The 25,311-nt window shown below is 60.9% G+C and carries 24 protein-coding genes and 1 pseudogene; 9 read left to right on the top strand and 16 right to left on the bottom strand.

Annotated features, from left to right (window positions below; genetic code table 11):
* Positions 1 to 7: 7 nt before the first annotated feature.
* From acnD to M1E16_RS08145, 4 genes are all read right to left on the bottom strand, one after another.
* Positions 8 to 2,599: a Fe/S-dependent 2-methylisocitrate dehydratase AcnD gene (acnD, locus tag M1E16_RS08160; protein ID WP_458129605.1), complete on the bottom strand. Its 2,592-nt coding sequence runs from the start codon at positions 2,597 to 2,599 to the stop codon at positions 8 to 10.
* A gap of 195 nt (positions 2,600 to 2,794) precedes the next feature.
* A complete protein-coding gene (gene prpC, locus M1E16_RS08155; protein WP_458129604.1) occupies positions 2,795 to 3,922 on the bottom strand; it encodes a bifunctional 2-methylcitrate synthase/citrate synthase in 1,128 nt (375 codons plus the stop codon).
* Between the two features lie 41 nt (positions 3,923 to 3,963).
* Entirely contained in the window at positions 3,964 to 4,854 is an 891-nt protein-coding gene (gene prpB / locus M1E16_RS08150) for a methylisocitrate lyase (protein WP_434569298.1), read from the bottom strand.
* Complete coding sequence (locus M1E16_RS08145) at positions 4,851 to 5,564, bottom strand: GntR family transcriptional regulator (RefSeq protein ID WP_434569299.1); 714 nt, start codon at positions 5,562 to 5,564, stop codon at positions 4,851 to 4,853. The genes prpB and M1E16_RS08145 overlap by 4 nt, the downstream gene beginning before the upstream one ends.
* Positions 5,565 to 5,844: 280 nt before the next feature.
* Between M1E16_RS08145 and rloA the strand changes: the two genes are divergently transcribed.
* From rloA to pabB, 4 genes are all read left to right on the top strand, one after another.
* Positions 5,845 to 6,381 (top strand): retropepsin-like aspartic peptidase RloA, encoded by a 537-nt coding sequence (gene rloA / locus M1E16_RS08140; protein WP_305495987.1) that lies wholly within the window; start codon positions 5,845 to 5,847, stop codon positions 6,379 to 6,381.
* Between the two features lie 5 nt (positions 6,382 to 6,386).
* Positions 6,387 to 7,919 (top strand): osmotic stress tolerance membrane protein RloB, encoded by a 1,533-nt coding sequence (rloB, locus tag M1E16_RS08135; protein WP_458129603.1) that lies wholly within the window; start codon positions 6,387 to 6,389, stop codon positions 7,917 to 7,919.
* Positions 7,919 to 8,905 (top strand): alpha-L-glutamate ligase-like protein, encoded by a 987-nt coding sequence (locus M1E16_RS08130; RefSeq protein ID WP_305495988.1) that lies wholly within the window; start codon positions 7,919 to 7,921, stop codon positions 8,903 to 8,905. The genes rloB and M1E16_RS08130 overlap by 1 nt, the downstream gene beginning before the upstream one ends.
* 289 nt (positions 8,906 to 9,194) lie before the next feature.
* A complete protein-coding gene (gene pabB / locus M1E16_RS08125; protein WP_458129602.1) occupies positions 9,195 to 10,538 on the top strand; it encodes an aminodeoxychorismate synthase component I in 1,344 nt (447 codons plus the stop codon).
* 132 nt (positions 10,539 to 10,670) lie between these two features.
* Here pabB and thrH read toward each other — a convergent pair whose 3' ends face one another.
* A complete protein-coding gene (gene thrH / locus M1E16_RS08120; protein ID WP_434603332.1) occupies positions 10,671 to 11,288 on the bottom strand; it encodes a bifunctional phosphoserine phosphatase/homoserine phosphotransferase ThrH in 618 nt (205 codons plus the stop codon).
* Between the two features lie 172 nt (positions 11,289 to 11,460).
* Between thrH and M1E16_RS08115 the strand changes: the two genes are divergently transcribed.
* From M1E16_RS08115 to M1E16_RS08105, 3 genes are all read left to right on the top strand, one after another.
* The gene (locus tag M1E16_RS08115) at positions 11,461 to 12,204 is read left to right on the top strand and encodes a phosphoadenylyl-sulfate reductase (RefSeq protein ID WP_434569302.1); all 744 of its coding nucleotides are present in this window, start codon (positions 11,461 to 11,463) and stop codon (positions 12,202 to 12,204) included.
* 450 nt (positions 12,205 to 12,654) lie between these two features.
* Entirely contained in the window at positions 12,655 to 14,184 is a 1,530-nt protein-coding gene (locus M1E16_RS08110; protein ID WP_458129601.1) for an NCS1 family nucleobase:cation symporter-1, read from the top strand.
* 59 nt (positions 14,185 to 14,243) lie between these two features.
* On the top strand, positions 14,244 to 14,972 hold the full coding sequence (locus tag M1E16_RS08105) for an aspartate/glutamate racemase family protein (RefSeq protein WP_458129600.1): 729 nt from the start codon (positions 14,244 to 14,246) through the stop codon (positions 14,970 to 14,972).
* Between the two features lie 147 nt (positions 14,973 to 15,119).
* Here M1E16_RS08105 and M1E16_RS08100 read toward each other — a convergent pair whose 3' ends face one another.
* The gene (locus M1E16_RS08100) at positions 15,120 to 16,043 is read right to left on the bottom strand and encodes a LysR family transcriptional regulator (RefSeq protein WP_458129599.1); all 924 of its coding nucleotides are present in this window, start codon (positions 16,041 to 16,043) and stop codon (positions 15,120 to 15,122) included.
* Between the two features lie 128 nt (positions 16,044 to 16,171).
* Here M1E16_RS08100 and M1E16_RS08095 point away from each other — a divergent pair, with 128 nt between their 5' ends.
* Positions 16,172 to 16,918 carry a 3-oxoacyl-ACP reductase family protein gene (locus M1E16_RS08095; RefSeq protein ID WP_434625080.1) on the top strand — a complete coding sequence of 249 codons (747 nt, stop codon included), beginning with the start codon at positions 16,172 to 16,174 and terminating at the stop codon, positions 16,916 to 16,918.
* Positions 16,919 to 16,984: 66 nt separating this feature from the next.
* On the opposite strand, the gene M1E16_RS08090 is transcribed toward M1E16_RS08095, so the two are convergent.
* The 10 genes from M1E16_RS08090 to M1E16_RS08045 form a co-directional block, all read right to left on the bottom strand.
* A complete protein-coding gene (locus M1E16_RS08090) occupies positions 16,985 to 17,680 on the bottom strand; it encodes an HAD-IA family hydrolase (protein ID WP_458129598.1) in 696 nt (231 codons plus the stop codon).
* Between the two features lie 255 nt (positions 17,681 to 17,935).
* The gene (locus M1E16_RS08085) at positions 17,936 to 18,316 is read right to left on the bottom strand and encodes a hypothetical protein (protein ID WP_458129597.1); all 381 of its coding nucleotides are present in this window, start codon (positions 18,314 to 18,316) and stop codon (positions 17,936 to 17,938) included.
* Positions 18,317 to 18,403: 87 nt separating this feature from the next.
* Positions 18,404 to 18,607 carry a hypothetical protein gene (locus M1E16_RS08080; protein ID WP_305495998.1) on the bottom strand — a complete coding sequence of 68 codons (204 nt, stop codon included), beginning with the start codon at positions 18,605 to 18,607 and terminating at the stop codon, positions 18,404 to 18,406.
* 36 nt (positions 18,608 to 18,643) lie between these two features.
* Positions 18,644 to 18,817: a hypothetical protein gene (locus M1E16_RS08075; RefSeq protein ID WP_305495999.1), complete on the bottom strand. Its 174-nt coding sequence runs from the start codon at positions 18,815 to 18,817 to the stop codon at positions 18,644 to 18,646.
* A gap of 120 nt (positions 18,818 to 18,937) precedes the next feature.
* Positions 18,938 to 19,348, bottom strand: coding sequence for a glycine zipper domain-containing protein (locus M1E16_RS08070; RefSeq protein WP_434603324.1), 411 nt, complete (start codon positions 19,346 to 19,348; stop codon positions 18,938 to 18,940).
* 641 nt (positions 19,349 to 19,989) lie between these two features.
* The gene (locus tag M1E16_RS08065) at positions 19,990 to 22,179 is read right to left on the bottom strand and encodes a response regulator (RefSeq protein ID WP_458129596.1); all 2,190 of its coding nucleotides are present in this window, start codon (positions 22,177 to 22,179) and stop codon (positions 19,990 to 19,992) included.
* A 156-nt stretch (positions 22,180 to 22,335) separates the two neighbouring features.
* Positions 22,336 to 22,677 (bottom strand): antibiotic biosynthesis monooxygenase family protein, encoded by a 342-nt coding sequence (locus tag M1E16_RS08060; RefSeq protein ID WP_458129595.1) that lies wholly within the window; start codon positions 22,675 to 22,677, stop codon positions 22,336 to 22,338.
* A gap of 40 nt (positions 22,678 to 22,717) precedes the next feature.
* Positions 22,718 to 23,692: a zinc-dependent alcohol dehydrogenase family protein gene (locus tag M1E16_RS08055; protein WP_458129594.1), complete on the bottom strand. Its 975-nt coding sequence runs from the start codon at positions 23,690 to 23,692 to the stop codon at positions 22,718 to 22,720.
* A 63-nt stretch (positions 23,693 to 23,755) separates the two neighbouring features.
* A complete protein-coding gene (locus tag M1E16_RS08050; RefSeq protein WP_458130293.1) occupies positions 23,756 to 24,058 on the bottom strand; it encodes an ArsR/SmtB family transcription factor in 303 nt (100 codons plus the stop codon).
* A gap of 72 nt (positions 24,059 to 24,130) precedes the next feature.
* Positions 24,131 to 24,946 (bottom strand): suppressor of fused domain protein, encoded by an 816-nt coding sequence (locus tag M1E16_RS08045; protein WP_434695465.1) that lies wholly within the window; start codon positions 24,944 to 24,946, stop codon positions 24,131 to 24,133.
* A 75-nt stretch (positions 24,947 to 25,021) separates the two neighbouring features.
* On the opposite strand from M1E16_RS08045, the pseudogene M1E16_RS08040 reads away from it, so the two are divergent.
* A pseudogene (locus M1E16_RS08040) lies at positions 25,022 to 25,168 on the top strand (nucleotidyltransferase family protein); the annotation flags it as partial.
* Positions 25,169 to 25,311 lie beyond the last annotated feature (143 nt).

Here is a 25,311-nt window from a genome sequence, read left to right as displayed (position 1 = left end):
GAGCGATTTAAACGGCAATCGCCGATTCAAGGAAATCCTGGGCGAAGCGTTGCAGCACGCCCCCGGCTTCGTAGATCGACACTTCCTCGGCGGTATCGAGGCGGCAGGTCACCGGCACTTCGACGCGTTCAGCATTTTTGCGCGTGATGACCAGGGTCAGCGTCGCCCGCGGGGTGCGCTCGCCGATCACGTCATAGACTTCGCTGCCGTCGATGCCAAGCGTCTTGCGATCCGTGCCGGGTTTGAACTCCAGCGGCAACACGCCCATACCCACCAGGTTGGTGCGGTGGATGCGCTCGAAACCTTCGGCGACGATCGCCTCGACACCGGCCAGGCGCACGCCCTTGGCCGCCCAGTCCCGGGACGAACCCTGGCCGTAGTCGGCGCCGGCGATGATGATCAACGGCTGCTTGCGCTCCATGTAGGTTTCGATGGCTTCCCACATGCGCATGACCTTGCCTTCCGGTTCGACCCGAGCCAGGGAGCCCTGCTTGACCTTGCCGTCCTCAACGACCATTTCGTTGAACAGTTTCGGGTTGGCAAAGGTGGCCCGTTGCGCGGTCAGGTGATCGCCGCGGTGGGTCGCGTAGGAGTTGAAGTCTTCTTCCGGCAGGCCCATTTTCGCCAGGTATTCACCCGCCGCACTGTCGAGCATGATGGCGTTGGACGGCGACAGGTGATCGGTGGTGATGTTGTCCGGCAGCACCGCCAGCGGACGCATGCCCTTGAGCGGCCGCGCACCGGCCAATGCGCCTTCCCAATACGGCGGACGACGGATATAGGTGCTTTGCGGGCGCCAGTCGTACAGCGGGGTCACTTTCGGCCCGGTGTCTTCCTGGATGGCGAACATCGGGATGTACACCTGGCGGAACTGCTCGGGTTTCACCGAAGCCTTGACCACCGCGTCGATTTCCTCGTCGCTCGGCCAGATGTCCTTGAGGCGGATTTCCTGACCGTCCACCACACCCAGCACATCCTTCTCGATGTCGAAACGGATGGTCCCGGCGATGGCATAAGCCACCACCAATGGCGGCGAAGCCAGGAACGCCTGCTTGGCGTACGGGTGAATACGCCCGTCGAAGTTGCGGTTACCCGACAAGACGGCGGTGGCGTACAGGTCACGGTCGATGATTTCCTGCTGGATCACCGGGTCCAGCGCGCCGGACATGCCGTTGCAGGTAGTACAGGCGAACGCGACCACGCCAAAACCCAGTTGCTCGAGTTCAGACGTCAGGCCCGCTTCATCCAGGTACAACGCGACGGTTTTCGAGCCTGGTGCGAGGGATGACTTGACCCACGGCTTACGGGCCAGGCCCAGGCGATTGGCGTTGCGCGCCAGCAAACCGGCGGCGATCACGTTGCGCGGGTTGCTGGTGTTGGTGCAACTGGTGATCGCCGCGATGATCACCGCGCCGTCGGGCATTTGCCCGGGCACATCGTCCCACTGGCCAGAAATGCCTTTGGCAGCCAGATCGGACACCGCGACACGGGCGTGCGGGTTGCTCGGACCGGCCATGTTACGCACCACCGAGGACAGGTCGAAGGTCAGACCGCGCTCATATACCGCGCCTTCCAGGCTGTCAGCCCAGAGGCCGGTGGTCTTGGCGTAATGTTCGACCAACTGCACTTGTTGGTCTTCGCGGCCGGTGAGTTTCAGGTAATCGATCGTTTGCTGATCGATATGGAACATCGCTGCCGTGGCGCCGTATTCCGGGGCCATGTTGGAGATCGTCGCGCGATCCCCCAGGGTCAGGGCGCGGGCGCCTTCGCCGAAGAACTCCAGCCAGGCCCCGACGACTTTCTGCTTGCGCAGGAATTCGGTCAGCGCCAGCACCATGTCGGTGGCAGTGATGCCCGGCTGCAACTTGCCGGTCAGCTCGACGCCGATGATTTCCGGCAGGCGCATCCACGAGGCGCGACCGAGCATGACGCTTTCGGCTTCCAGGCCACCGACACCGATCGCGATCACACCCAGGGCATCGACGTGAGGCGTGTGGCTGTCGGTGCCTACGCAAGTGTCGGGGAACGCCACGCCGTCACGCTGCTGGATGACGGGAGACATTTTCTCCAGGTTGATCTGGTGCATGATCCCATTGCCCGGCGGGATCACGTCGACGTTCTTGAAGGCCTTCTTGGTCCAGTTGATGAAGTGGAAGCGGTCTTCGTTGCGGCGGTCTTCGATGGCGCGGTTCTTGGCGAACGCCTGCGGATCAAAACCGGCGCTCTCTACCGCCAGCGAGTGGTCGACGATCAGTTGGGTCGGCACCACCGGATTGACCTGCGCCGGGTCGCCGCCTTGCAGGGCGATGGCGTCGCGCAGGCCGGCCAGGTCGACCAATGCGGTCTGGCCGAGGATGTCATGGCAGACCACGCGCGCCGGGAACCAGGGGAAATCCAGGTCGCGCTTGCGCTCGATCAGTTGCAGCAGCGATTCGCGCAGCGTCGCCGGATCGCAGCGGCGCACGAGGTTTTCCGCCAGCACGCGGGAGGTGTACGGCAGGCCATCGTAGGCGCCAGGCCGAATGCCATCCACGGCGGCGCGAACGTCGAAATAATCCAGCGATGTGCCGGGCAGCGGTTTGCGAAATTCTGTGTTCATCGTCAGGACTCGGGTCACGGTGGTTTCAGGAGGGTGGCGCAGCCATTGAACTCAACACATTCCCTGTGGGAGCGAGCTTGCTCGCGATAGCGGTGTATCCGTCGACATCGATGTTGAATGTCAGTGCGCAATCGCGAGCAAGCTCGCTCCCACAGGGTTTCGGGGTGATCCAGTGCCTGCGGCTAACCCTCCAGCTCAGCGTTGTTCGATTGGCACGAACTTGCGCTGTTCGACGCCGGTGTATTCGGCGCTCGGTCGGATGATGCGGTTGTTGGCACGTTGTTCGAACACATGGGCGGCCCAGCCGGTCAGGCGTGAGCAGACGAAGATCGGCGTGAACAGCTTGGTCGGGATGCCCATGAAATGGTACGCCGAGGCATGGTAGAAATCGGCGTTGGGGAACAGTTTCTTCTGCTCCCACATGGTCTTGTCGATAGCTTCGGAAACCGGGAACAGCACCGTGTCGCCGACTTCATCGGCGAGCTTTTTCGACCAGCCCTTGATCACCTCGTTGCGCGGGTCGTTGTCCTTGTAGATGGCATGGCCGAAGCCCATGATCTTGTCCTTGCGCGCGAGCATGCCGAGGGTGCCCTCGATGGCTTCTTGCGGCGAGCTGAAACGCTCGATCATTTCCATCGCCGCCTCGTTGGCGCCACCGTGCAACGGGCCGCGCAGCGAGCCGATGGCAGCGGTGATGCAGGAGAACAGGTCGGACAATGTCGAAGCACAAACCCGCGCGGTAAAGGTCGAGGCGTTGAACTCATGCTCGGCGTAGAGGATCAGCGATACGTTCATCACCTTGACGTGCAGCTCGCTCGGCTTTTTGCCGTGCAGCAGATGCAGGAAGTGGCCGCCAATGGAGACTTCGTCGGTCACGCATTCGATGCGCTGGCCTTCGTGGCTGAAGCGATACCAGTAGCACATGATCGCCGGGAACGCGGCCAGCAGACGATCGGTCTTGTCGTGCTGCTGGGAGAAATCCTGCTCGGGCTCCAGGTTGCCGAGGAACGAGCAGCCCGTGCGCATCACATCCATCGGATGGGCGTCGGCGGGAATGCGTTCCAGCACTTCTTTCAAGGCTTGGGGCAGGTCGCGCAACTGGCGCAGTTTGCCCGTGTAGGCGTCCAGCTGTGCCTGGGCCGGCAGCTCGCCGTACAGCAGCAGGTAGGCCACCTCTTCGAATTGCGCGTCAGCCGCCAGGTCGCGAACGTCGTAGCCGCGATAGGTCAGCCCGGCGCCTGACTGGCCCACGGTGGACAAGGCGGTTTGTCCGGCCACCTGGCCACGGAGCCCGGCGCCACTGAGTACTTTTGCTTCGGCCATGTTGCTGTCTCCATTTTCTTGAATTTGTAGGGAGTCGCGCCTTACTTTTTCGCGGCGAACAACGCGTCGAGCTTCTGCTCGAAGGTGTGGTAGTCGATGCGATCGTAAAGCTCCATGCGGGTCTGCATGGTGTCGATGACGTTCTGCTGGGTGCCATCGCGACGGATGGCGGTGTAGACATTTTCGGCGGCCTTGTTCATCGCACGGAACGCCGACAGCGGGTACAGCACCAGGGAAACGTCGGCCCCGGCGAGTTGTTCGGTAGTGTAGAGCGGGGTCGCGCCGAATTCGGTGATGTTGGCCAGGATCGGCGCTTTCACGCGGCTGGCGAACAGCTTGTACATGTCGAGTTCAGTGATCGCTTCCGGGAAAATCATGTCGGCACCGGCCTCGATGCACGCGGCGGCGCGGTCCAGGGCCGACTCCAGGCCTTCCACTGCCAACGCATCGGTACGCGCCATGATCACAAAACTGTCATCGGTACGGGCGTCGACGGCAGCCTTGATGCGATCGACCATCTCTTGTTGCGAGACGATTTCCTTGTTCGGCCGATGGCCGCAACGCTTGGCGCCAACCTGGTCCTCGATGTGAATCGCCGCCGCGCCGAACTTGCTCATCGACTTGACCGTGCGCGCCACATTGAACGCCGAGGAGCCGAAGCCGGTGTCCACGTCCACCAGCAGCGGCAGGTCGCACACGTCGGTGATGCGGCGCACATCGGTGAGCACGTCATCCAGGCCGGTGATGCCCAGGTCCGGCACGCCGAGGGAACCGGCCGCCACGCCGCCACCCGACAGGTAGATCGCCTTGAAGCCGGCGCGCTTGGCCAGCAGCGCATGGTTGGCGTTGATGGTGCCGACCACTTGCAATGGATGCTCGGCGGCGACCGCATCGCGAAAACGCTGGCCTGGCGTGCTCTTGCTGGAACTCATGACTCACCTCGTTGAGTGGCGGCGCTGTCCTGGAAATGACGCGCAATGTTGCGTTTGGAGGCGCCGATGTGCCGACGCATCAATAATTCGGCCAGTTCGCCGTCACGGTCGGCGATGGCATCGAGAATCCGGTGGTGCTCGGCAAAAGCCTGGCGCGGACGGTTCGGCGTGGTGGAAAACTGGATGCGGTACATGCGCACCAGTTGATACAGCTCGCCGCAGAGCATTTGGGTGAGGGTGCGATTGCCGCTGCCCTGGATGATCCGGTAGTGGAAGTCGAAATCGCCTTCCTGCTGGTAATAACCGACGCCGGCCTGGAACGCCGCATCGCGCTCGTGGGTTTCCAGCACCCGACGCAGTTCGTCGATTTCTTCCTGGGTCATGCGCTCCGCCGCAAGGCGACAGGCCATGCCCTCCAGGGATTCGCGAATTTCGTAGAGCTCCAGCAGCTCGGCATGGCTCAGCGAGACCACCCGCGCGCCCACATGGGGAATGCGCACCAGCAGCCGCTGGCCTTCCAGGCGATGGATCGCCTCGCGCAACGGCCCGCGACTGATGCCGTAGGTACGGGCCAGTTCGGGCTCGGAGATCTTGCTGCCGGGGGCAATTTCACCCTTGACGATGGCGGCCTGGATACGCCGGAAGACGTTCTCGGACAGCGTCTCGGCATCTTCCTGGACGAGGACCGGCGTTTCGAGCTGATCGAGCATATTGTCGACACCTTTAAAATCAATACGGCAAAAATTACCCTCTGACACCCTTAACGTCAAAACAAAAATATGGATTGTCGACAATCGTCTAATAACGGTCCCAGACATAACCCCTCGTTTCGAAGTGTCGTAGCCTCCGGCCAGCGGTGGCGTCAGAAAACCACCGTGCTAGAATGCCGCCGCAATTGCCGCTCTCCCTATATAGAGAAGGCAACCTAGGGAGCTTGTGCAGTAATGCCAGGGCCTGAACCGAAAAACGGAACGCTGCGCACCAGGATCTATGACACTCAAGCCCTTATCTGCCGCCCTATGCTTTATCTGCCTGCCAGGGATTGCCGCGGCGGGTGAAAAAACCGTGTACGGCCTCAACGAATATGCAGCCCTGCAGGGCATTGACCTGGAGGTCGCGGCCAAGCTCGACACCGGTGCCAAGACCGCCTCCCTCAGCGCCCGTGACATCAAGCGTTTCAAGCGCAACGGCGAATCCTGGGTGCGTTTCTACCTGGCCATCGACGCGGCCCATTCGCACCCCATCGAACGCCCGCTGGCCCGGGTCAGCAAGATCAAGCGCCGCGCCGGTGACTACGACCCGGAAGAAGGCAAGAAATACACGGCCCGGCCGGTCATCGAACTGGATATCTGCATGGGCTCGGCCCTGCGCAGCATCGAAGTGAACCTGACCGACCGTAGCGCCTTCCAATACCCGTTGCTGATCGGCTCCGAAGCGCTCAAGCGTTTCGACGCGCTGGTCGATCCCAGTCTCAAATACGCTGCCGGCAAACCCGCCTGCGCCAATGCCGCTCATACCGCAGAGTAATTCCAATGCGCTCCCTTACCCTCCATCTGAAAATGCTGATCGCCATCCTGGTGGTGCTGGGCCTGTCAGTGACGGCCTATCAGATTTTCGTGCTCGGCATCCCGGTGACCGAAGACGCCACCGATGACCTGTGGAATATCGATGCCAAGGTCGAGTTCGTGCCCAACGCCAAGGATCCGGTGAAGATCCAGATGTTCGTGCCGCCCCTGAGCCGCGATTACGTCAGCCTCAACGAGAGCTTCATCTCCAACAATTACGGCGTAGCGGTGAACCGCGTCGACGGCAACCGCAAGGTGACGTGGTCGGCCCGGCGCGCCAAGGGCAACCAGACCCTTTATTACCGCCTGGTGCTGACCAAGCGCTACAGCGCCGAGAAAACCAAGGTCAAGGGCCCGACCTTCCGCGACAGCATCGCCGTCGAAGGGCCGGAAAAACTCGCCGCCGAAGCGCTGTTGGCACCGATTCGCCAGCATTCGGCCGACGTCGAAACGTTCATCAGCGAAGCCATCAAGCGGGTCAACAACCTCAACGACGACAACGTCAAGCTGTTGCTGGCCGGCGACCCGTCTTCGAGCAACAAGGCCAGAATCGTCGAACTGGTACTGTCCATTGCCCACGTGCCGGTCGAGAAGGTCCACACCATCCGCCTGGTGGCCGACCAGCCGCAGACGCCCGAGCTGTGGCTGCGCAGCTTCAACGGCACCGACTGGCTGTACTTCAACCCCGACACCGGCGAGCAAGGCCTGCCCACCGACCGCCTGCTGTGGTGGACCGGTGATGAAAACCTGATCACCGTCGATGGCGGCAAGAAAGCCACCGTCACGTTCAGCATGAACAACAGCGAAATGAACGCCATTCGCCTGGCCAAGCTGACGGACGAGAATACCGACGCCAACTTCCTCGAATACTCGCTCTACGGCCTGCCGCTGCAAACCCAGCAGACCTTCATGATCATGGTGATGATCCCGATCGGCGTGCTGGTGATCCTGGTGTTGCGCAACCTGATCGGCCTGCAGACCCTCGGGACGTTCACCCCGGTGCTGATCGCCCTGGCCTTCCGCGAAACCCAACTGGGCTTCGGCATCATCCTGTTCACGGTGATCACTACCCTGGGCCTGTCGCTGCGTTCCTACCTGGAGCATCTCAAGCTGCAAATGCTGCCGAGGCTTTCGGTGGTGCTGACGTTCGTGGTGGTGCTGATCGCCGCAATCAGCCTGTTCAGCCATAAGCTGGGCCTGGAGCGTGGCCTGTCGGTGGCATTGTTCCCGATGGTGATCCTGACCATGACCATCGAACGCCTGTCCATAACCTGGGAAGAGCGCGGCGCCGGCCATGCGATGAAAGTCGCGATCGGCACGCTGTTCGCCGCCTCCCTGGCGCACCTGATCATGAGCGTCCCGGAGCTGGTGTACTTCGTGTTCACGTTCCCGGCGATCCTGCTGATCCTGGTGGGTTTCATGCTGGCCATGGGTCGTTATCGCGGCTACCGCCTGACCGAGCTGGTGCGGTTCAAGGCCTTCGTCAAGGTTGACTCCTGATGTTCGGCCTCTGGAAGACCTGGAAAGCCCTGGAAGCCCGGGGCATCATGGGCATCAACCGGCGTAATGCCGACTACGTGCTCAAGTACAACAAGCGCAGCCTTTACCCGATCGTCGATGACAAGATCATCACCAAGGAACGGGCTATCGCGGCCGGCATTCACGTGCCGGAGCTGTACGGGGTGATCTCCACCGAGAAGGAAATCGACAAGCTCGACGGGATCATCGGCGGACGCACCGACTTCGTTATCAAGCCGGCCCAGGGCGCCGGCGGTGACGGCATCATCGTTATTGCCGACCGCTTCGAGGGCCGCTATCGAACCGTGTCCGGGAAGATCATCAGCCACGAGGAAATCGAGCATCACATCTCCAGCATCCTCACCGGCCTGTACTCCCTCGGCGGGCACCGTGACCGGGCGCTGATCGAGTACCGCGTGACGCCGGACCAGATCTTCAAGAGCATCAGCTACGAAGGCGTACCGGATATCCGCATCATCGTGCTGATGGGCTATCCGGTGATGGCCATGCTGCGCTTGCCGACCCGCCAGTCCGGCGGCAAGGCCAACCTGCACCAGGGCGCCATCGGCGTCGGCGTCGACCTCGCCACCGGCCTGACCTTGCGCGGTACCTGGCTGAACAACATCATCACCAAGCACCCCGACACCACCAACGCGGTGGATGGCGTGCAACTGCCCTACTGGGACGGCTTCATGAAACTGGCCGCCGGTTGTTATGAACTGTGCGGGCTGGGCTACATCGGCGTCGACATGGTGCTGGACCAGGAAAAAGGCCCGTTGATCCTGGAACTGAACGCCCGCCCGGGGCTGAACATCCAGATCGCCAACGACTGCGGCCTGACCCTGCGCACCCACGCCGTGGAGGCACGCCTGGAAGAACTCAAGGCCAGGGGCGTCACCGAAACCGTGGAAGAGCGCGTGGCGTTTGCCCAGGAATTGTTCGGGCATATTCCGCCGGTTGAGGGGTGAGGCTGAGGTTTCAAGGGAGAAAAAAGTCGAGGGTCAAAAGTTGAACCCCGTGGCGAGGGAGCTTGCTCCCGCTGGGTTGCGAAGCAGCCCCAAAGCCCGGCACCTCGGTGCATCAGGTTGATCGCGTTCATCTGAACAAGGGGCTGCTGCGCAACCCAGCGGGAGCAAGCTCCCTCGCCACGGATCCCATTAAGCTTTCAGACGTGTTCAATACCGAAATCCCCCTAGGAGCAAATCCTACAGGGGATTACAATCGCCACCCCGCCTGAACGGCCGACCCGCCCCGCCCATGCCAACGTGCTTCGTACATCCTCTGCCCTACCGCGCCAACCCCGCCGAGTATTTCGCGGCGATCCGTCATGCCCCCGGCAGCGTGCTGCTCGACAGTGGCCGGCCGAGCGCCGAGCGCGGGCGTTATGACTTGCTCAGCGCCTGGCCGCTGAAGCAACTGGCGGTATTGCCGGAAGAGAGTGGCAGCGATTTCCTGCAACGTCTTCGGATACAGCTGACGCAACTGGGCCACGCCGAATTACCAGCCGCCGTGCAATTGCCCTTCGCCGGTGGCCTGATCGGTTATTTGAGTTACGACTTCGGCCGACGCCTCGAAGCCCTGCCGTCCTGCGCCAAGGACGATCTGCAACTGCCGGACGCGCGTTTTGGCGTGTACGACTGGGCACTGGTCACCGATCACCAGACTCGCACAAGCCAAATGGTTTTCCATCCCCATTGCGGCGAAAACCAACGCCAACGCTTGATCGAGCTGTTCAGTCAGCTAACCGCGGCGCCTCTCTCCTCGTTCAGTCTGGACGGCCCGATGGCGCCCGATCTCGACGCTGAAGCCTATCGACAGGCATTCGAGCGTATCCAGGCGTATATCCAGGCCGGCGACTGTTACCAGGTCAACTTTGCCCAACGCTTTCGCGCGCCGTGCCAGGGCGATGCGTGGGCCGCTTACCAGGCGCTGCGGGCGGCTTGCCCGACGCCGTTTTCCGGCTTCCAGAGCCTGCCGGAGGGCGGTGCGGTGCTGAGCCTGTCGCCTGAACGCTTCGTCCAGGTCAGTGAAGGTCACGTTGAAACCCGTCCGATCAAGGGCACCCGCCCTCGCGGCACGACGCCCGAAGACGACGCGGCCCACGCCGCCGAGCTGCTGGCCAGCCCCAAGGACCGTGCCGAGAACCTGATGATCGTCGACTTGCTGCGCAACGACCTGGGCCGCACCTGCCGCATCGGCTCGGTGCGGGTGCCGGAATTGTTCAGCCTGGAAAGCTACCCGAACGTCCATCATCTGGTCAGCAGCGTGACTGGCGAACTGGCGGACGACAAGGACGCCCTGGACCTGATCGCCGACAGCTTTCCCGGCGGCTCGATCACCGGCGCGCCGAAGATCCGTGCCATGCAGATCATTGACGAGCTCGAACCGACCCGACGCGGTCTGTATTGCGGCTCGTTGCTGTACCTCGATGTGCGCGGGGAGATGGACAGCTCCATCGCCATCCGCAGCTTGCTGGTCAAGGACGGGCAAGTATGTTGCTGGGGAGGCGGCGGGATCGTCGCGGATTCGGATTGGCAGGCGGAGTATCAGGAGTCGATGACCAAGGTGAGGGTCTTGCTGCAAACCTTGCAGAACCTCTGAACCATCCCTCGGACCTGACGCATAACCCTGTGGGAGCGAGCCTGCTCGCGAAAGCAGTGGTTCAGCCAACAATTGATGGCGACTGAGATACCGCTTTCGCGAGCAGGCTCGCTTCCACATTTAGGGTTGGGTTTACAGGCTCAGGGGGCGGTTCGAGGCCTTGATGAACTCCTGCTTCAACTCGGCAAACGTATGCACCGCCGGAAACTGCGGGAACTCACGGATCACGTTTTCCGGCGCGTGGAACAGAATCCCGGCATCGGCTTCGCCCAGCATCGTCGTGTCGTTGTAAGAATCCCCGGCGGCAATTACTCGGTAGTACAAACTCTTGAAGGCCAGGACCGACTGGCGCTTCGGATCTTTCTGACGCAATTGATAGCCGGTCACCCGTCCGCTGTCGTCGGTAACCAGACGATGGCAGAGCAGCGTCGGGAAGCCCAGCTGACGCATCAGCGGCTGGGAAAATTCGTAGAACGTGTCGGAAAGAATCACCACCTGGAAGCGCTCGCGCAGCCAGTCGACGAACTCGATGGCGCCGTCCAGCGGCTTGAGCGTAGCGATGACTTCCTGAATGTCGGAGAGCTTCAGGCCATGCTCATCCAGGATGCGCAACCGTTGCTTCATCAGCACGTCGTAGTCGGGGATGTCCCGAGTGGTTGCCCTGAGGGAGTCAATCCCGGTTTTTTCAGCGAAGGCGATCCAGATCTCCGGGACCAGCACACCTTCCAGGTCGAGACAGGCAATTTCCACAAGACACTCCCATTTTTTGATGTTTATCGGTTGAGCGAACAAAAGGACTGCCGACTCTAGCCATTCGCCGAAGCCCGCGCAACGCACAGGAGCGCGCCAGCCCCGGCAGCTTTTGTTACCATCAGCCCCATATAGAGCGCCCAGCGCCACCGACCTGTAGGAAACCGCCCTGATGAGCCCATCGTTTGATGTCGTGGAACTCGCCACGACCTATGCCAACAAGTCCCCGCAGGACATCCTCAAGCTGGCCTTCGCCGAATTCGGTGACGACCTGTGGATATCCTTCAGTGGCGCTGAAGACGTCGTGCTGGTGGACATGGCCTGGAAGCTGAACAAGAACGTCAAGGTGTTCAGCCTCGACACCGGTCGCCTGCACCCGGAAACCTATCGTTTCATTGAACAAGTGCGCGAGCATTACAAGATCGATATCGAACTGATCTCGCCCGACCATACGAAACTGGACCCTTTCGTGAAGGAAAAAGGCCTGTTCAGCTTCTACAAGGACGGTCACGGTGAATGCTGTGGCATCCGCAAGATCGAGCCGCTGCGCCGCAAACTGACCGATGTCCGCGCTTGGGCTACCGGTCAGCGCCGCGACCAGAGCCCGGGCACCCGCAGCCAGGTGGCCGTGCTGGAAATCGACACGGCGTTCTCCACGCCGGAGCGCACGCTGTACAAATTCAACCCGTTGTCGCAGATGACCAGCGAGGAAGTCTGGGGTTATATCCGCATGCTGGAGTTGCCTTATAACAGCCTGCATGAGCGCGGTTTCATCAGCATCGGCTGTGAGCCCTGCACCCGCCCTGTCCTGCCGAACCAGCACGAGCGCGAAGGCCGCTGGTGGTGGGAAGAAGCCACGCAAAAAGAATGCGGGCTGCACGCTGGCAATATCATCGCCAAATCCAAGACCGTCTGATCCCGCCGCAGCCATGTACACAAAAATGTCACCTCAGGTGGCATTTTTGTGTGCACCTCTGGTTTTAATGCCCCTAAAAGTTACAGGCACCCTTGCGCGCTGCCTGCTTTCCTTCCCGTTGGCGCTCGCCCCCTAAAATAAATACCTGTTCAAACGGTCAGTTTTAACTTCCAGCATTTCAGTAATTTACCCGTCAAACATAACGAAACGAAATTAACGACGCCAAAGCTAGACTCGCAAGTGGCATACATCTGGCTTAACTCGACAAGTGTTTTGTATACAACAATACAAAAACATACACACACTTTTCGATCCGCAAGCCTGAAGCGCCCTATCCCGTACAGGCTGCAGATGCCCCGTAACCAATGATGCTCACCGCCGCGACGAAGATCTGCCGAGCCTCGCGCTCAAGCACAGTCAGCGTGGCCTGAGAGTCAGGAGCCTGCCGGAATGCGTACAAGTCTTTCCAATAACATCGCGCTGGATCTGCCCTCCCCAACCGCTGCCCTGGATGAACAACCCGCAGCCCCTCTCACCTTGAGTCCAAGGCTGCATAACAAGGACCTCGCGCCCACCAAAGCCGAAGGGCGACGCTGGGGCCGCTACAGCATCTTCGCGCTGTGGACCAACGACGTGCATAACATTGCCAATTATTCATTCGCCATCGGCCTGTATGCCTTGGGCCTGGGCGGTTGGCAGATTCTACTGTCGCTGGGGATTGGCGCGGCGCTGGTGTACGGCTTCATGAATCTGTCCGGCTATATGGGGCAGAAGACTGGCGTGCCGTTTCCTGTCATCAGCCGGATCAGTTTTGGCATACACGGTGCGCAGATTCCCGCACTGATCAGGGCCGTCATCGCAATTGCCTGGTTTGGTATCCAGACTTACCTGGCGTCCGTGGTGTTTCGGGTGCTGCTGGTGGCGATTCATCCGGGCTTTGCCGATTATGATCAGAACTCGATCCTCGGGCTGTCGAGCCTGGGCTGGGTATGCTTCGTCGCCATCTGGTTCGTGCAACTGATGATCCTGGCCTATGGCATGGAAACCGTGCGGCGCTATGAAGGCTTCGCCGGCCCGGTCATCCTGGTGACCGTCGCGGCGTTGGCCGGTTGGATGTACTTCCAGGCCGGTGCGACGATTGCCTGGTCGATCCGCGAGCCGCTGGCCGGCGGTGAGATGTGGCGCAACATATTCGCCGGTGGTGCGCTGTGGCTGGCGATCTATGGCACGTTGATCCTCAACTTCTGCGATTTCGCTCGCTCTTCGCCGTGCCGGCGGACAATCGTCGTCGGAAATTTCTGGGGCCTGCCGGTGAATATTCTGGTATTTGCTGCCATCACCATCCTGTTGTGCGGTGCGCAGTTCCAGATCAATGGCCAGGTCATCGAGAGCCCGACCCAGGTCATCGCCTCGATTCCCAACACCTTTTTCCTGGTGCTCGGTTGCCTGGCGTTCCTGATCGTCACCGTGGCGGTGAATATCATGGCCAACTTTGTCGCCCCGGCCTTCGTCCTCAGCAACCTGGCGCCCAGGTACCTGAACTTCCGTCGTGCCGGGCTGATCAGCGCCGCCATTGCCGTGCTGATCCTGCCGTGGAACCTCTACAACAGCCCGCTGGTGATCGTGTATTTCCTCTCCGGTCTCGGCGCCCTGCTCGGGCCGCTGTACGGCGTGATCATGGTCGACTACTGGTTGCTGCGAAAAGGCCGCGTCAACGTGCCGCAACTCTACAGCGAGGACCCAAACGGTGCGTATTTCTACAGCAACGGGGTCAACCTGCGGGCGGTAGCGGCGTTCATTCCAGCGGCGCTGATCGCGATTGTCCTGGCGCTGGTGCCCGGTTTCGACAGTATTTCTCCCTTCTCCTGGCTGATTGGCGCTTCGATTGCAGGGCTGCTGTACCTGATCGTTGCCAAGCGCGAGGGGTATTACGAGGACGTCAGCGGTGAGTCCATTGCCGTGGATAACGTCAGCCATTGATTGTTCGAAAGGCCCGGGGATTCGGGCCATCTACCGTTACGCTGAAAAAAGGACCACTCATGCGAATTCTCATCGTCAACGTCAACACCACCGAGTCCATCACTCAGTCCATCGCGCGCCAGGCCCAGGCCGTTGCCGCGCCGGGAACCGAGATCATCGGGCTGACGCCGCATTTCGGGGCAGACTCGATCGAAGGCAATTTTGAAAGCTACCTGGCCGCCATCGCCGTGATGGACCGGGTGATGTCCTACGACCAGCCGTTCGACGCGGTGATCCAGGCCGGCTATGGCGAACACGGTCGGGAAGGATTGCAGGAACTGCTCAACGTGCCGGTGGTGGACATCACCGACGCGGGCGCCAGCACTGCCATGTTCCTCGGTCATGCCTACTCGGTCGTCACCACCCTGGACCGCACGGTGCCGCTGATCGAGGACCGGCTCAAGCTTTCCGGCCTGTTCGACCGCTGCGCCTCAGTCCGGGCCAGTGGCCTGGCGGTGCTGGAACTTGAGCAAGACCCGCAGCGGGCGGTTGAAGCCATCGTCCACCAGGCGGAACTCGCCGTCAGCCAGGACAAGGCCGAAGTGATCTGCCTGGGTTGCGGCGGCATGGCCGGGCTGGATGAGCAGATTCGTCAACGCACCGGAGTGCCTGTGGTCGATGGCGTGACGGCGGCGGTGACGATTGCCGAGTCGCTGGTGCGGCTGGGGTTGTCCACGTCGAAAGTGCGCACTTATGCGACGCCGCGACCGAAGGCCATCATTGGCTGGCCGGGGCGGTTTGGGCGGTGAGTTTGCGGCTTTAGACTGCGTTGCCCCTTTCGCGAGCAGGCTCGCTCCCACAGTGGATTTTTGCGGGGCACAGAGGTGCGGTCACCGCAGAACCAGTGTGGGAGCGAGCCTGCTCGCGAATGAGGGCGACTCGACTCCCAGCCAGGCTCAAACAGCACTGAACCGCTGCGCCAGCCCCTGCTCGGCAAACTGCTCGATGATGAAATCAACGAACGCCCGGGTCTTGCCCGGCAGCAGTTTGTGCTCGGCGTAGTAGATCGAGATGTTGCCATCGTCGACGTACCAGTCCGGCAGCACCCGTTGCAGTGCGCCGCTGTTCAGGAACGGCACGGCAAACGGCATGCTCACCAGGGCAATGCCCAGCCCTTGGGCTGCGGTGATGCAGGCGGCTTCCGAGTCACTCATGGTCATTTGCGCCTTGAGTGTCAGCGGGCTGTGTTCGCGGTTGCGGCTGGTCAGTTGCCAGGAACGGATACGCCCTGTCTGCGGTGAGCGGATCAGGATTCCCTGATGTTGCCCCAGATCCTGCGGCTCAACGACGGCGGCATGGTTTTGCAGGTACTGTCCGGACGCAACCAGCACCCGATGGGCCACCGTCAATTTGCGCGCCACGACGCCCTGGGGCAGCTCGAAGCCGCCGCCGATGGCGGCATCGAAGCCCTGGCCGATCAGGTCCACCTGACGGTTATCGAAATGCCAGTCCGGGTTGATTGCCGGGTATCGGCGCAAAAACTCCCCCAGCAACGGCACGATATACAACCGGCCGAACGCCGTGCCCATGCTCACCTTCAGCGTGCCGGCTGGCTGCCCGCCGGCGCTGGCCAGGTTGGCGACGGCGTTCTGGATTGTATTAAAACTGCTGCCCACTTCCCGCAGGAACAGTTGGCCGGCCTCGGTCAAGGCCAGGCGTCGAGTGCTGCGCTGGAACAGCCGAACGCCCAGGCGCGCTTCAAGCTTGGCGACGCTTTTGCCTACCGCCGCCGGGGTCAGGCTCAAGCGGCGTGCGGCCTCGGCGAAGCTACCGACCTCGGCGCTGCGGACAAAACATTCGATACTGCTGAAACTCTCCATGACGCCCACTCTAAACTTTTGGTTTACACAGACTATATCAATGAAGGTCTACACAGCCGATAGCCTAGTCTTGATACTCACCCCATCAACCGCGGCATCTCGCCCCGGCACCTTTGGAGAACACCCGCATGAGCACGCAAACACTGAGTGGCAAAGTCGCCTTGGTCCAAGGCGGTTCCCGCGGCATCGGCGCCGCCATTGTCAAACGCCTTGCCGCAGAAGGCGCGGCCGTGGCCTTCACCTACGTCAGCTCTGGCGCCAAGTCTGAAGAACTGCAGAACAGCATCACCGCCGCCGGCGGCAAGGCCCTGGCAATCAAGGCCGACAGCGCCGATGCCGACGCCATCCGCAATGCCGTCGCCGCCACCGTCGACGCCTTTGGCCGATTGGACATCCTGGTCAACAACGCGGGCATCCTGGCGTTGGCGCCGCTGGATGAATTCAAGCTGGAAGATTTTGACCAGACCCTCGCCATCAACGTGCGCAGCGTATTTGTCGCCACTCAGGCAGCCGCACGGCATATGAGCGAAGGGGGCCGGGTCATCAATATCGGCAGCACCAATGCCGACCGCATGCCCTTCGCTGGCGGCGCCACCTACGCCATGAGCAAATCCGCGCTGGTGGGCCTGACAAAAGGCCTGGCTCGCGACCTGGGCCCACGCGGCATCACCGTCAACAATGTTCAGCCCGGCCCGGTGGACACTGACATGAACCCGGCGGATAGCGATTTCGCCTCCAGCCTGATGGAGCTCATGGCGGTAGGCCGTTATGGCACGGTGGAAGAAATCGCCAGCTTCGTCGCCTACCTCGCGGGTCCGGAAGCGGCCTATATCACCGGGGCCAGCCTGACAATCGACGGTGGTTTCGGCGCCTGACCCGCGTCGCGCGGGAGCCTGCTCCCGCTGGGCTGCTTCGACGCTTTCGGGCGCAGCAGCCCTTTTTCAGGCCCATTCCAGTTCCGGCAAACCGCACAGGCTTGGCTGGAACAGCTTGAGCGAACGGATAATGGCGTCGGCATGGCTATACTTTTCGTCGGCCATGGCCGAGTCGGGAATCGCAATAGCCGTCATGTCTGCCGCCTTCGCCGCCGTCACACCAAACGGGGAATCCTCGAAGACCAGGCAATCCGCCGGCGCGACACCCAGGCGACGGGCAGCGGTGAGAAAGATATCCGGCGCCGGTTTCGCCGCTCCCACTTCGGGGTCATCGGCGGTAACAATGAAGTCGAACAGCGCGAACCAATCCCGGTGCAGGGTAGTTTTCAGCTCGAACGACTGACGCGACGAACTGGTTCCCACCGCAATCGGCACGTCATGGGCTTTGAGATGCCGCACCAATTCCTCCGCGCCGGGCATCGCCAGGGCGTGGGGGAAACGTTCACGCATGAGCGGTTCACGAATCACCAGAAATTCCTCCGGGGTGATCGGCAGCTCCAGCGCCTGCACCACGTAGCGCGCCAGGTCCCCGGCGCCGCGCCCGATGATGTTCTGCTTGACGCTCCAGTCGAACGTGCGCCCGTAGCGCTCGGCGATGATGGAGGTGACCTCGGTGTAGATACCTTCGGTATCCAGCAGCAGGCCATCCATATCGAAAATCACAGCCTTGATCGGTCCAAACTTTTTCAGCGGTGCATTCATCGCATCTGATCCGTTATCAACACAACATTCCAGGGATGGCTCAGGTGCGGCCAGCGCAGCGTGTTCGCCTTAAAGGATTCAGCAGAATAACGAGCCGTGCTTGGCGCAGGCAATGGGAAATTTTCAAGGGGGTGGCGAGGGATCGGCTGCGCCTTGGCCGGGCGGCAGTTGACTACGTTTCAGGGACGCTTGGCGCCCAGCGGGAGCAAGCTCCCTCGCCACGAACAGATTGGATGATCAGCAGAGGGTCATGTATTAGCCGCCGGAGCCGCCGGAGCCGCCGGAGCCGGAGCCCGATCCGCCGCCGCTGGAGCTGCCACCGCTACTGCTGCTGCTACCGGTTCCACTACTTGAGCCGGAAGAACCGCCGCCCATCGTGCTGCCACCGCTGGTGGAGCCACTCCCGGTTCCCGGGCTGGTGCTGCTGCCGCTGGCGTCGCCGCCATTGCCTCCTCCCACGGAACCGGGTGGCAGAGCGTTACCGGCTTTCTCGGTGGTGGAGCCGGCGTCCATCTGGGTAGAGGGCGGCATTCCTCCCTTGTCCACGGGCGCGCTGTCGGATTGGGCGAAAGCCGCCAACGAGCTGGCCGACAGAATCCCGGCCAACGCCAGCGCGGTCATGTTTGGCTTCATCATGGTAAGTCTCCTTTTCAGATAGCTACCTGATGTGTGGCAACCATCATTGACCGATGGTGCCGACAACCGGACGGACGGAACTGCTCTTCAGCTCGGCTTGCCGGAAGCATCATCACCGGCAATATCGGGATCGTCCGGCGCCGCCTCGACGTCTTCATCTTCGCTTGGCACCTGCTCTACTCCAGCATCGTCGTCAGGTGGACGCTGATCGCGGCTCAATGAATCGGTGGGCGAAGGCAACGGATATTCCGGGGTTTCATCGTCGTCGGGAACAGGCGAGTCGGCAGTCATAACAATCTCCTGGTCGTGCAGTTTGGGCTGGAAGGCTCAATCGTAGGATTCATCCTCAACTTCGGTCTCTTCATCCTCGATCAAGGGCACCTGGGCGTCATCCATCAGGGAACCGGGATCTTCGTTGCCCGGGTCGTTGACGCCTGGATCATTGATGAACGGGACGCCCGAGGGGCCTTTTTCTTCCTTGCCTTCGGTTTCCGGGGTCATGGCATACCTCACAATGCAAGTGGATGTATCAATTCGAGGCGATGACGAGGTAAACGTTCCGGGAAATAACCAATATGAAAAAACCCGGCACAGGGCCAGGTTTTTTCATGCATGTATCGCTCAGCGATGCTTTCTCTTGTGCTTGTGCTTCTTGCTCTTCGAATGTCCGTCGTTATCGTTGGACAGGTTGCTGCCCAACGCGCCGCCTGCCGCCCCACCGACGCCCGCGCCGATAGTCGAGCCCGTGGACCCGCCCAGGCGATTGCCAACAATCGAACCACCGGCCGATCCCAGACCACCACCGATGGCCGCTTCCGTACGGCTGCCCTTGCGAGCCCCGACCGCGCTGCCGGCTGCACCGCCGACACCGGCGCCAATCGCCGCGCCTGTGCTGCCGCCCATCTGCTGGCCGACCACGTTCCCCAGAACACCGCCCAAGCCACCGCCAACCGCAGCGGTACCGTCGCCAGCGGCCATCGCGCCCTGAGCGAACACAAGCCCAAGCACCAAGGTGGACAAAGTCAAACGCATGATAAAAACCTCAAGAATGCCGCATCGGGGAGAGATGGCCGGTGCGCGCTGGCGCGAGTGTACGCCAAACCGTGTCAGCCATGACGGTTCGACAACAAACGCAGGGGTAGTTTTATGACAGGCAAAAAAAAGCCCGCTGGGGAAACGGGCAGGTACTGCTTTCTAACGGATGAGCTCAGACTACGCGCCTGCTTGTGAAAGAAACGTGAAAGAAAACGTCAGTCGAAAAAAGATAAAAAAATATTTATACAAACGCTGGAATTCCCCGTGGCGAGGGGGCTCGCTCCCTCGCCACTGAGATTATTTGCTGAGCGGGACCCTGGGCAAGAACTTGGCCTTCTCGCCCCGCGGCACCTTGGCCACCTTGGTCCGGATTGACTTGATTGGCTCGTCACCAAAATCCGACCGATAGGCCGATTGCCCACACTGCAACCCTTCATTGATCGGATACGCGGCTCCGTTCTCCTCGCTGTACGGTGCTCCCATCGCATTTTCCCCTTTCATCGAGCCGATACCGGCAATAACCAATTGCCTGGAAATACCGACCTTCGAATTGAGACTAGCCGGTCATCAACAGACCAATGATTCAAGGGACCGCCTCGCCGACGAACGGGTAAGCGTTGTTTCAAAACCGAAACAACTCAGTCCGAGCCCAACAGCGTCTGGTTTAAAACCCGGGAAACCTGATCGGCCGAGTAAGGCTTGGACAAAAACGCGAAACCTTCATGCCCGCTGTGGGCCAGCTCCTCGCTGTAGCCGGAGGTCAGCACCACCGGCAGATCCTTGCGGCGCTGGCGCAGTTGCCTGGCAAGGGCAATGCCACTGATGCCCGGCATGATCACATCGGAAAATATCGCGTCGAACGCCATCGCATCCGGGCCGACCATTTCCAGCGCCTGTTCGGCATTGGTTGCCCAGGCCGTTTCGTATCCCAGGTCTTGCAGGATCTGGTTGGCAAAGCGCCCCACCTCCAGATTGTCCTCCACGACCAATACCCGGCGCCGGCCTTTTTCCAGCACCAGCAGAGAGTTTTCCTCTCCCTCGGGTTCATGCTGCTCCTCGGGCTCCACCTCCGGAAGATACAAGGTGAATACGCTGCCCTTTCCGACCACGGTAGAGACATCGACATTGCCACCGGACTGTTTTGCGAAACCGAACACTTGCGACAATCCCAACCCCGTTCCCTTGCCCACCTCCTTGGTGGTGAAGAACGGTTCGAAGATGTGTTCAAGTGCCTCCGGCGCAATACCCGTGCCTGTGTCTTCCAGGGCAATCGCGGCAAATGCTTGCCCTGCCCCGGAATGGCCGCGGATCGGCGGCATGCCTGCACCGCAATTGAGCCGTAGCCACAGCGTTCCTTGGCCGTTCATTGCGTCCCTGGCGTTCAGGGCCATGTTGATCAACGCCGTTTCGAACTGGCTCAGGTCGGCGCGGATGTAACAGGGCTGCTCGCACAGTTCGACCTTGACGTGAATACGCGCCCCGGTCACGGTCTCCAGCATGTCGCCGAGGCTCTGTACCTGCTTGCGCACGTCGATGATTTCCGGCGTCAACGGCTGGCGCCGGGCAAACGCCAGCAGTTGGCTGGTCAGCTTCGAAGCACGTTCCACCGTCTCGGAAACGGCGGTCATGTAGCGTTGCCGGCGCTCGTCGGACAGGTTGGGCATGCGCAGGAAGTCGACAGAGGAGCGGATGATCGTCAGCAGATTGTTGAAATCGTGGGCCACGCCGCCGGTGAGCTGGCCGATGGCTTCGAGTTTCTGCGACTGGTGCAGCGCCGCTTCGGTCTGCCTCAATCGTGTAGTGCGCTCCTCGACCCGTTGCTCCAGCGTTGCGTTCAGTTCGGCCAGGGCGGCGAGGCCTTCGCGCACGGCCGCGTCCGCCCGAGCGCGTTCGATGTGCGCCCAGGATCGCTCGGTGACTTCCAGCAGCAGCGCGAGGTCGTTGGATGACCAGATCCTGGGCGTTTTATCGTGGATGGCCATCAGGGCGGTCAACCGTCCATTCTTGATCAATGGAACACAAATGGTCGCCGCAATACCGATCGACTGGAACGCTGCCGCCTCCTCCGGTGCCAGCTCCGCCAGGTTGTCATTGATCACCAGCGGCTTGCCGGCCCCCAGGTTGGCGACCGCCAGCCGACCGAAATCCGCCAGTCGGTAGTGCCCGACGATACTCGGCGACCCGGCCCGGGCCCAATCGCCGCGAATCGTAAAGCCGTCCTCGTCTTCGTCCATGTCTGCGTATGCGCAGTTGAACAGGTTGAGGTGCGCCGCCAGGATCCGGGCGGTGGCCGCCATGATCGCCTGTGGATCGGTGGCATTCGCCACGGCGCTGCCGATTGCATCGAGCACCGCCAGGCGCTGGGTCATGAATACGGTCGCAGTGGTCTCGGTGACCGTGTCGAGCATGCCCACCACTTTGCCGAACTGGTCGCGGATAGGGCTGTAGCAGAAGGTGAAATAGGCCTGTTCAGGACCACCACCGCGCTCGATCACCAGGGGAAAGTTCTCGATAAACGTCGCCTGCCCATCGAAAGCCGCCCCCACGATAGGGCCGATCTCGCTCCAGGCCTCCCGCCAGACCTCATTGAACGGCCGCCCCAGCGCCTCGGGTTTGCTGCCGAGAATGGGCATGAACGCATCGTTGTATAACGTGATCAAGTCCGGTCCCCAGACGATGGCCTGAGGGAAATGCGAAGCCAGGCTCAGCGCCACGGTCGTCTTCAGCACATCGGGCCATTGCGCGGGCGGCCCGAGTGGCGTGCTGTCCCAGTCATAGCGGCGGACCCGTTCAGCCATTTCTCCGTAGCTCTGGAGCCAATCTGTCATTGCCTTCGATCCTTGCTCAACCGCCAATCCCAACGAGGGGGGAAACGCTTGTGACCCCAAGCTGAGCCGTATTATCCCGCGTCACGTGAGAATGCGCGATTGGATTGTCGGATGGGCCGGGCTGAAGGACCGGACACTCGGAGAATGGGGATCGGCTTAGATTCCCCGGCTGACGGCGCCGCCTGGATCAGCACCTTCACCGATAAAAAAAGCCGCCCCCTCGATGTGGTAAACCCTCGGTTCTTCAGAAAAGTATTCCTCTAAGCCCAGCATGAACAGCCGGTGGTCTTCACTCTCTTCGAAACCCGGTGTGTGATGCTCAAGCGATTGCCATCGCACGATCAGGTTGAATTGCTGGGGAGTTTCAATCCCTTGCGCCAGCAAATGGCCGCCGTAGCCCTTTGCTCGGGTGAGCAAAGGGGCGACTTCGGCAAATGCTCGTCTGAACATTTCAATGCGTTCTTTGTGAACCGGGAGCAGAGCGATCTCGTAAATCATGGCGTACCTCGAAAATGATTCAAGCGGTTGAAAAAGCGCATTACGCGATGAGCGACGGCTCGACTGCGATCGCGATTTTTCCTCGAATGCCATTGTTTGGACTTTCCAGCCGGGCATGGGCGAGCCCGATGTCGGCCAGCGAATAGACGGCGCCGACATGTGGCCGCAGCAGACCTCGCGCTACCAATGCGCTCAACTCATCGAGTTTGCCGCGGTTCTGTCTGGTGAAAACGAAGTGATAACTCGCGTTCTTGCCCCAGGCCTGAACGACGTTCTGTGGCTGTGAAATGTCGACGATCGTGACGACGCGGCCAAGTTGTGCGAGCACGTCAGGGCTGCGTGACAATGTGTTGCCGCCGATGGTGTCGAACACGACATCCACACCGCGGCCACCCGTTTCTCGCATGACGGCTTCAACATAATCCTGTTTTTCGTAGTCGATGATCACATCGGCGCCCATGCTGCGTGCGAACTCGGCGTTTGCCTCGCGCACGGTGGTGAATACCTGTGCTCCCATGGCTTTTGCCAACTGGATCGCCACATGGCCGACGCCTCCCGCGCCGCCGTGTATCAGAATGCTTTCTCCCACTCTGAGCGCCGCACGCACGATCAATGCTTCCCATACCGTCCCGCCAACCAGGGTCAGGCTCGCCGCCTCAAGATGGCTCAGCGAGGCTGGCTTCTTCCCGACGATGCTCTCGGCAGCGACGTGGTACTCGGCATAACTTCCTGGCCCGTCGAATATTCGCGGGGTGTACCAGACTTCATCGCCCGGAGCGAAGTTGGTCACTCCCGGCCCAACTTCTTCGACAACGCCCGATACATCGTGGCCGGTAATGGCCGGCAGTTGCACCAGGTCGGGATAGTCGCCGCGTCGAACCTGGTAATCCAACGGATTGATGGAGGTTGCATGTACCCGGACCAGGACTTGTCCTGTCTGCGGCACAGGCTTGGGCACATCGCGAAGCTCGAACGAACCCGACCCGCCAAATGACTTGAGTACCATCGCTTTCATTGCAAAATCCTCGTATCGATAAAAAGGGATATCGTGATATCTCGATATGTTGCGGCAAAAAAATTACAGTTCTGTCTCTATGATCTCCGCCAGCGCGCTGATGGCTGCTTCATTGCGCTTGTAGTAAGTCCACTGACCGATGCGCCTGACTTCGACCAACCCCACTCGTTGCAGCGTCGCAAGATAACCGGACACCGTCGACTGCGACAGTCCGATACCTTCCTGAATACTGCTGACGCAGACTCCCACCGTATGAACGTCACCTTCATCCTGCGGAGGGAAGTTCTTTGCGGGATCCTTCAGACCTTTCAGGATCTGAAGGCGTGTAGGGTTCGAGAGCGCTTTGAATATTTCGATCAATTCCATGACGCCGAGAATATCGAGATTTTTAGATATGTCAATACGCAACTTCAAGCTTTTCGTCCGAGCCCATCCGACTCACACCACACTCGCTCGATGCAGGCTGCTCATATGTCCGACGCCCGCCTCCTGCAAACGGCCCACCAGATCCTCCCGCGCCGCTCGCCCACCGGAACGCACGTAATCCAACTCCGCCGCGGTGATCAACACCACCGGCACCAATCTGACCGGTGACAAGGGCATGCCCTCCACTCGAGTAGAGAAATCCGGCTCCGGGCCTCCCAGCAGGACCCCAGTGCAATCATCATCCGTTACGAAGAGCTTGGGCAGTTGCTCACTCATATGGTGCGATTGACTGAACCCGGGAATCTCCAGGGACAGCGCCCCGTACTGATCAAGCTGGTGGGTGATGCCGCCAGCGTCGGCGACCGTCCTGGCAACATGCTCCACGAGCTCGAATGCCCAACTGCGCTTGAAAGGATCGACCTCACCCACGGGGCCATAGGCGTGCTCGGGTATATCCGCAGTTTCGACGAACAGCTCCATTTCGAAACCGTTGCCCATTCCTTCCGTATCATCGAACGGATCCGACAGGCCTTCCGTGGCTAGGATGATCGTGTCCCCACGGCGAACCACGCGGTAGGCCTGGCGGGTGGAGGGCCAGTAAGGGCCACCGGAAAAGGTTGGACTGATCATATAGGCAAGGACATCCCGCTCGACGGTGCCGACAGCCCGCCAATGACGATCCAGGCACGCTTCACCCGCTTCCCGGATCGCAAGATTGGCTGCTTCAGCCTCGGTCAGGTCGCCGAGCTCGTGGACCTGCGGCGTTGGCTGCGCGTCCTGGGTTTCAGGGGCTTTTGATGAACCGAAGAGCTTCTTGAAGAAATTCATGGGTGTTCCTGTTTGAAACTTGCAGTTGCGGTAAGGTCAGGCGCCAGCCTGGATCGATTTTCCAAAGGGATACCTATGACGCTGACGGTCGAAAGCCTGGTCAGGATAGCAATGACCAACCCCATCAACGCGCAAATCACCGCGCGCCTGCCTTCGCTCGGCCTGGATCAATGCATGCTTACCGCTGGCTGCCTGTTCCAGGCCGTCTGGAATCATCAAACGCAGCAAGCGCCCCCAGCCGGATTTATTCGTCGAGAAAGCGAGAAGTTATCAGGCCCGCTGGCCGTGGCTCAGGATCATGGAGACATGATGCAAATCTCCATGGTCCTGGTGGCGAGGGAGCTTGCTCCCGCTGGGCGGCAAAG

The organism is Pseudomonas sp. Z2-11 (assembly GCF_054161305.1).
Note: the sequence above shows the minus strand (reverse complement) of the source record. Positions and strands in the feature narration are given on the sequence as shown.

Bases quoted from the DNA above. Each gene is read 5' to 3' on its own strand.
- acnD (WP_458129605.1), bottom strand. From the start codon at position 2,599: ATGAACACAGAATTTCGCAAACCGCTGCCCGGCACATCGCTGGATTAT.
- prpC (WP_458129604.1), bottom strand. From the start codon at position 3,922: ATGGCCGAAGCAAAAGTACTCAGTGGCGCCGGGCTCCGTGGCCAGGTG.
- prpB (WP_434569298.1), bottom strand. From the start codon at position 4,854: ATGAGTTCCAGCAAGAGCACGCCAGGCCAGCGTTTTCGCGATGCGGTC.
- M1E16_RS08145 (WP_434569299.1), bottom strand. From the start codon at position 5,564: ATGCTCGATCAGCTCGAAACGCCGGTCCTCGTCCAGGAAGATGCCGAG.
- rloA (WP_305495987.1), top strand. From the start codon at position 5,845: ATGACACTCAAGCCCTTATCTGCCGCCCTATGCTTTATCTGCCTGCCA.
- rloB (WP_458129603.1), top strand. From the start codon at position 6,387: ATGCGCTCCCTTACCCTCCATCTGAAAATGCTGATCGCCATCCTGGTG.
- M1E16_RS08130 (WP_305495988.1), top strand. From the start codon at position 7,919: ATGTTCGGCCTCTGGAAGACCTGGAAAGCCCTGGAAGCCCGGGGCATC.
- pabB (WP_458129602.1), top strand. From the start codon at position 9,195: ATGCCAACGTGCTTCGTACATCCTCTGCCCTACCGCGCCAACCCCGCC.
- M1E16_RS08115 (WP_434569302.1), top strand. From the start codon at position 11,461: ATGAGCCCATCGTTTGATGTCGTGGAACTCGCCACGACCTATGCCAAC.
- M1E16_RS08110 (WP_458129601.1), top strand. From the start codon at position 12,655: ATGCGTACAAGTCTTTCCAATAACATCGCGCTGGATCTGCCCTCCCCA.
- M1E16_RS08105 (WP_458129600.1), top strand. From the start codon at position 14,244: ATGCGAATTCTCATCGTCAACGTCAACACCACCGAGTCCATCACTCAG.
- M1E16_RS08100 (WP_458129599.1), bottom strand. From the start codon at position 16,043: ATGGAGAGTTTCAGCAGTATCGAATGTTTTGTCCGCAGCGCCGAGGTC.
- M1E16_RS08095 (WP_434625080.1), top strand. From the start codon at position 16,172: ATGAGCACGCAAACACTGAGTGGCAAAGTCGCCTTGGTCCAAGGCGGT.
- M1E16_RS08090 (WP_458129598.1), bottom strand. From the start codon at position 17,680: ATGAATGCACCGCTGAAAAAGTTTGGACCGATCAAGGCTGTGATTTTC.
- M1E16_RS08085 (WP_458129597.1), bottom strand. From the start codon at position 18,316: ATGATGAAGCCAAACATGACCGCGCTGGCGTTGGCCGGGATTCTGTCG.
- M1E16_RS08080 (WP_305495998.1), bottom strand. From the start codon at position 18,607: ATGACTGCCGACTCGCCTGTTCCCGACGACGATGAAACCCCGGAATAT.
- M1E16_RS08075 (WP_305495999.1), bottom strand. From the start codon at position 18,817: ATGACCCCGGAAACCGAAGGCAAGGAAGAAAAAGGCCCCTCGGGCGTC.
- M1E16_RS08070 (WP_434603324.1), bottom strand. From the start codon at position 19,348: ATGCGTTTGACTTTGTCCACCTTGGTGCTTGGGCTTGTGTTCGCTCAG.
- M1E16_RS08065 (WP_458129596.1), bottom strand. From the start codon at position 22,179: ATGACAGATTGGCTCCAGAGCTACGGAGAAATGGCTGAACGGGTCCGC.
- M1E16_RS08060 (WP_458129595.1), bottom strand. From the start codon at position 22,677: ATGATTTACGAGATCGCTCTGCTCCCGGTTCACAAAGAACGCATTGAA.
- M1E16_RS08055 (WP_458129594.1), bottom strand. From the start codon at position 23,692: ATGAAAGCGATGGTACTCAAGTCATTTGGCGGGTCGGGTTCGTTCGAG.
- M1E16_RS08050 (WP_458130293.1), bottom strand. From the start codon at position 24,058: ATGGAATTGATCGAAATATTCAAAGCGCTCTCGAACCCTACACGCCTT.
- M1E16_RS08045 (WP_434695465.1), bottom strand. From the start codon at position 24,946: ATGAATTTCTTCAAGAAGCTCTTCGGTTCATCAAAAGCCCCTGAAACC.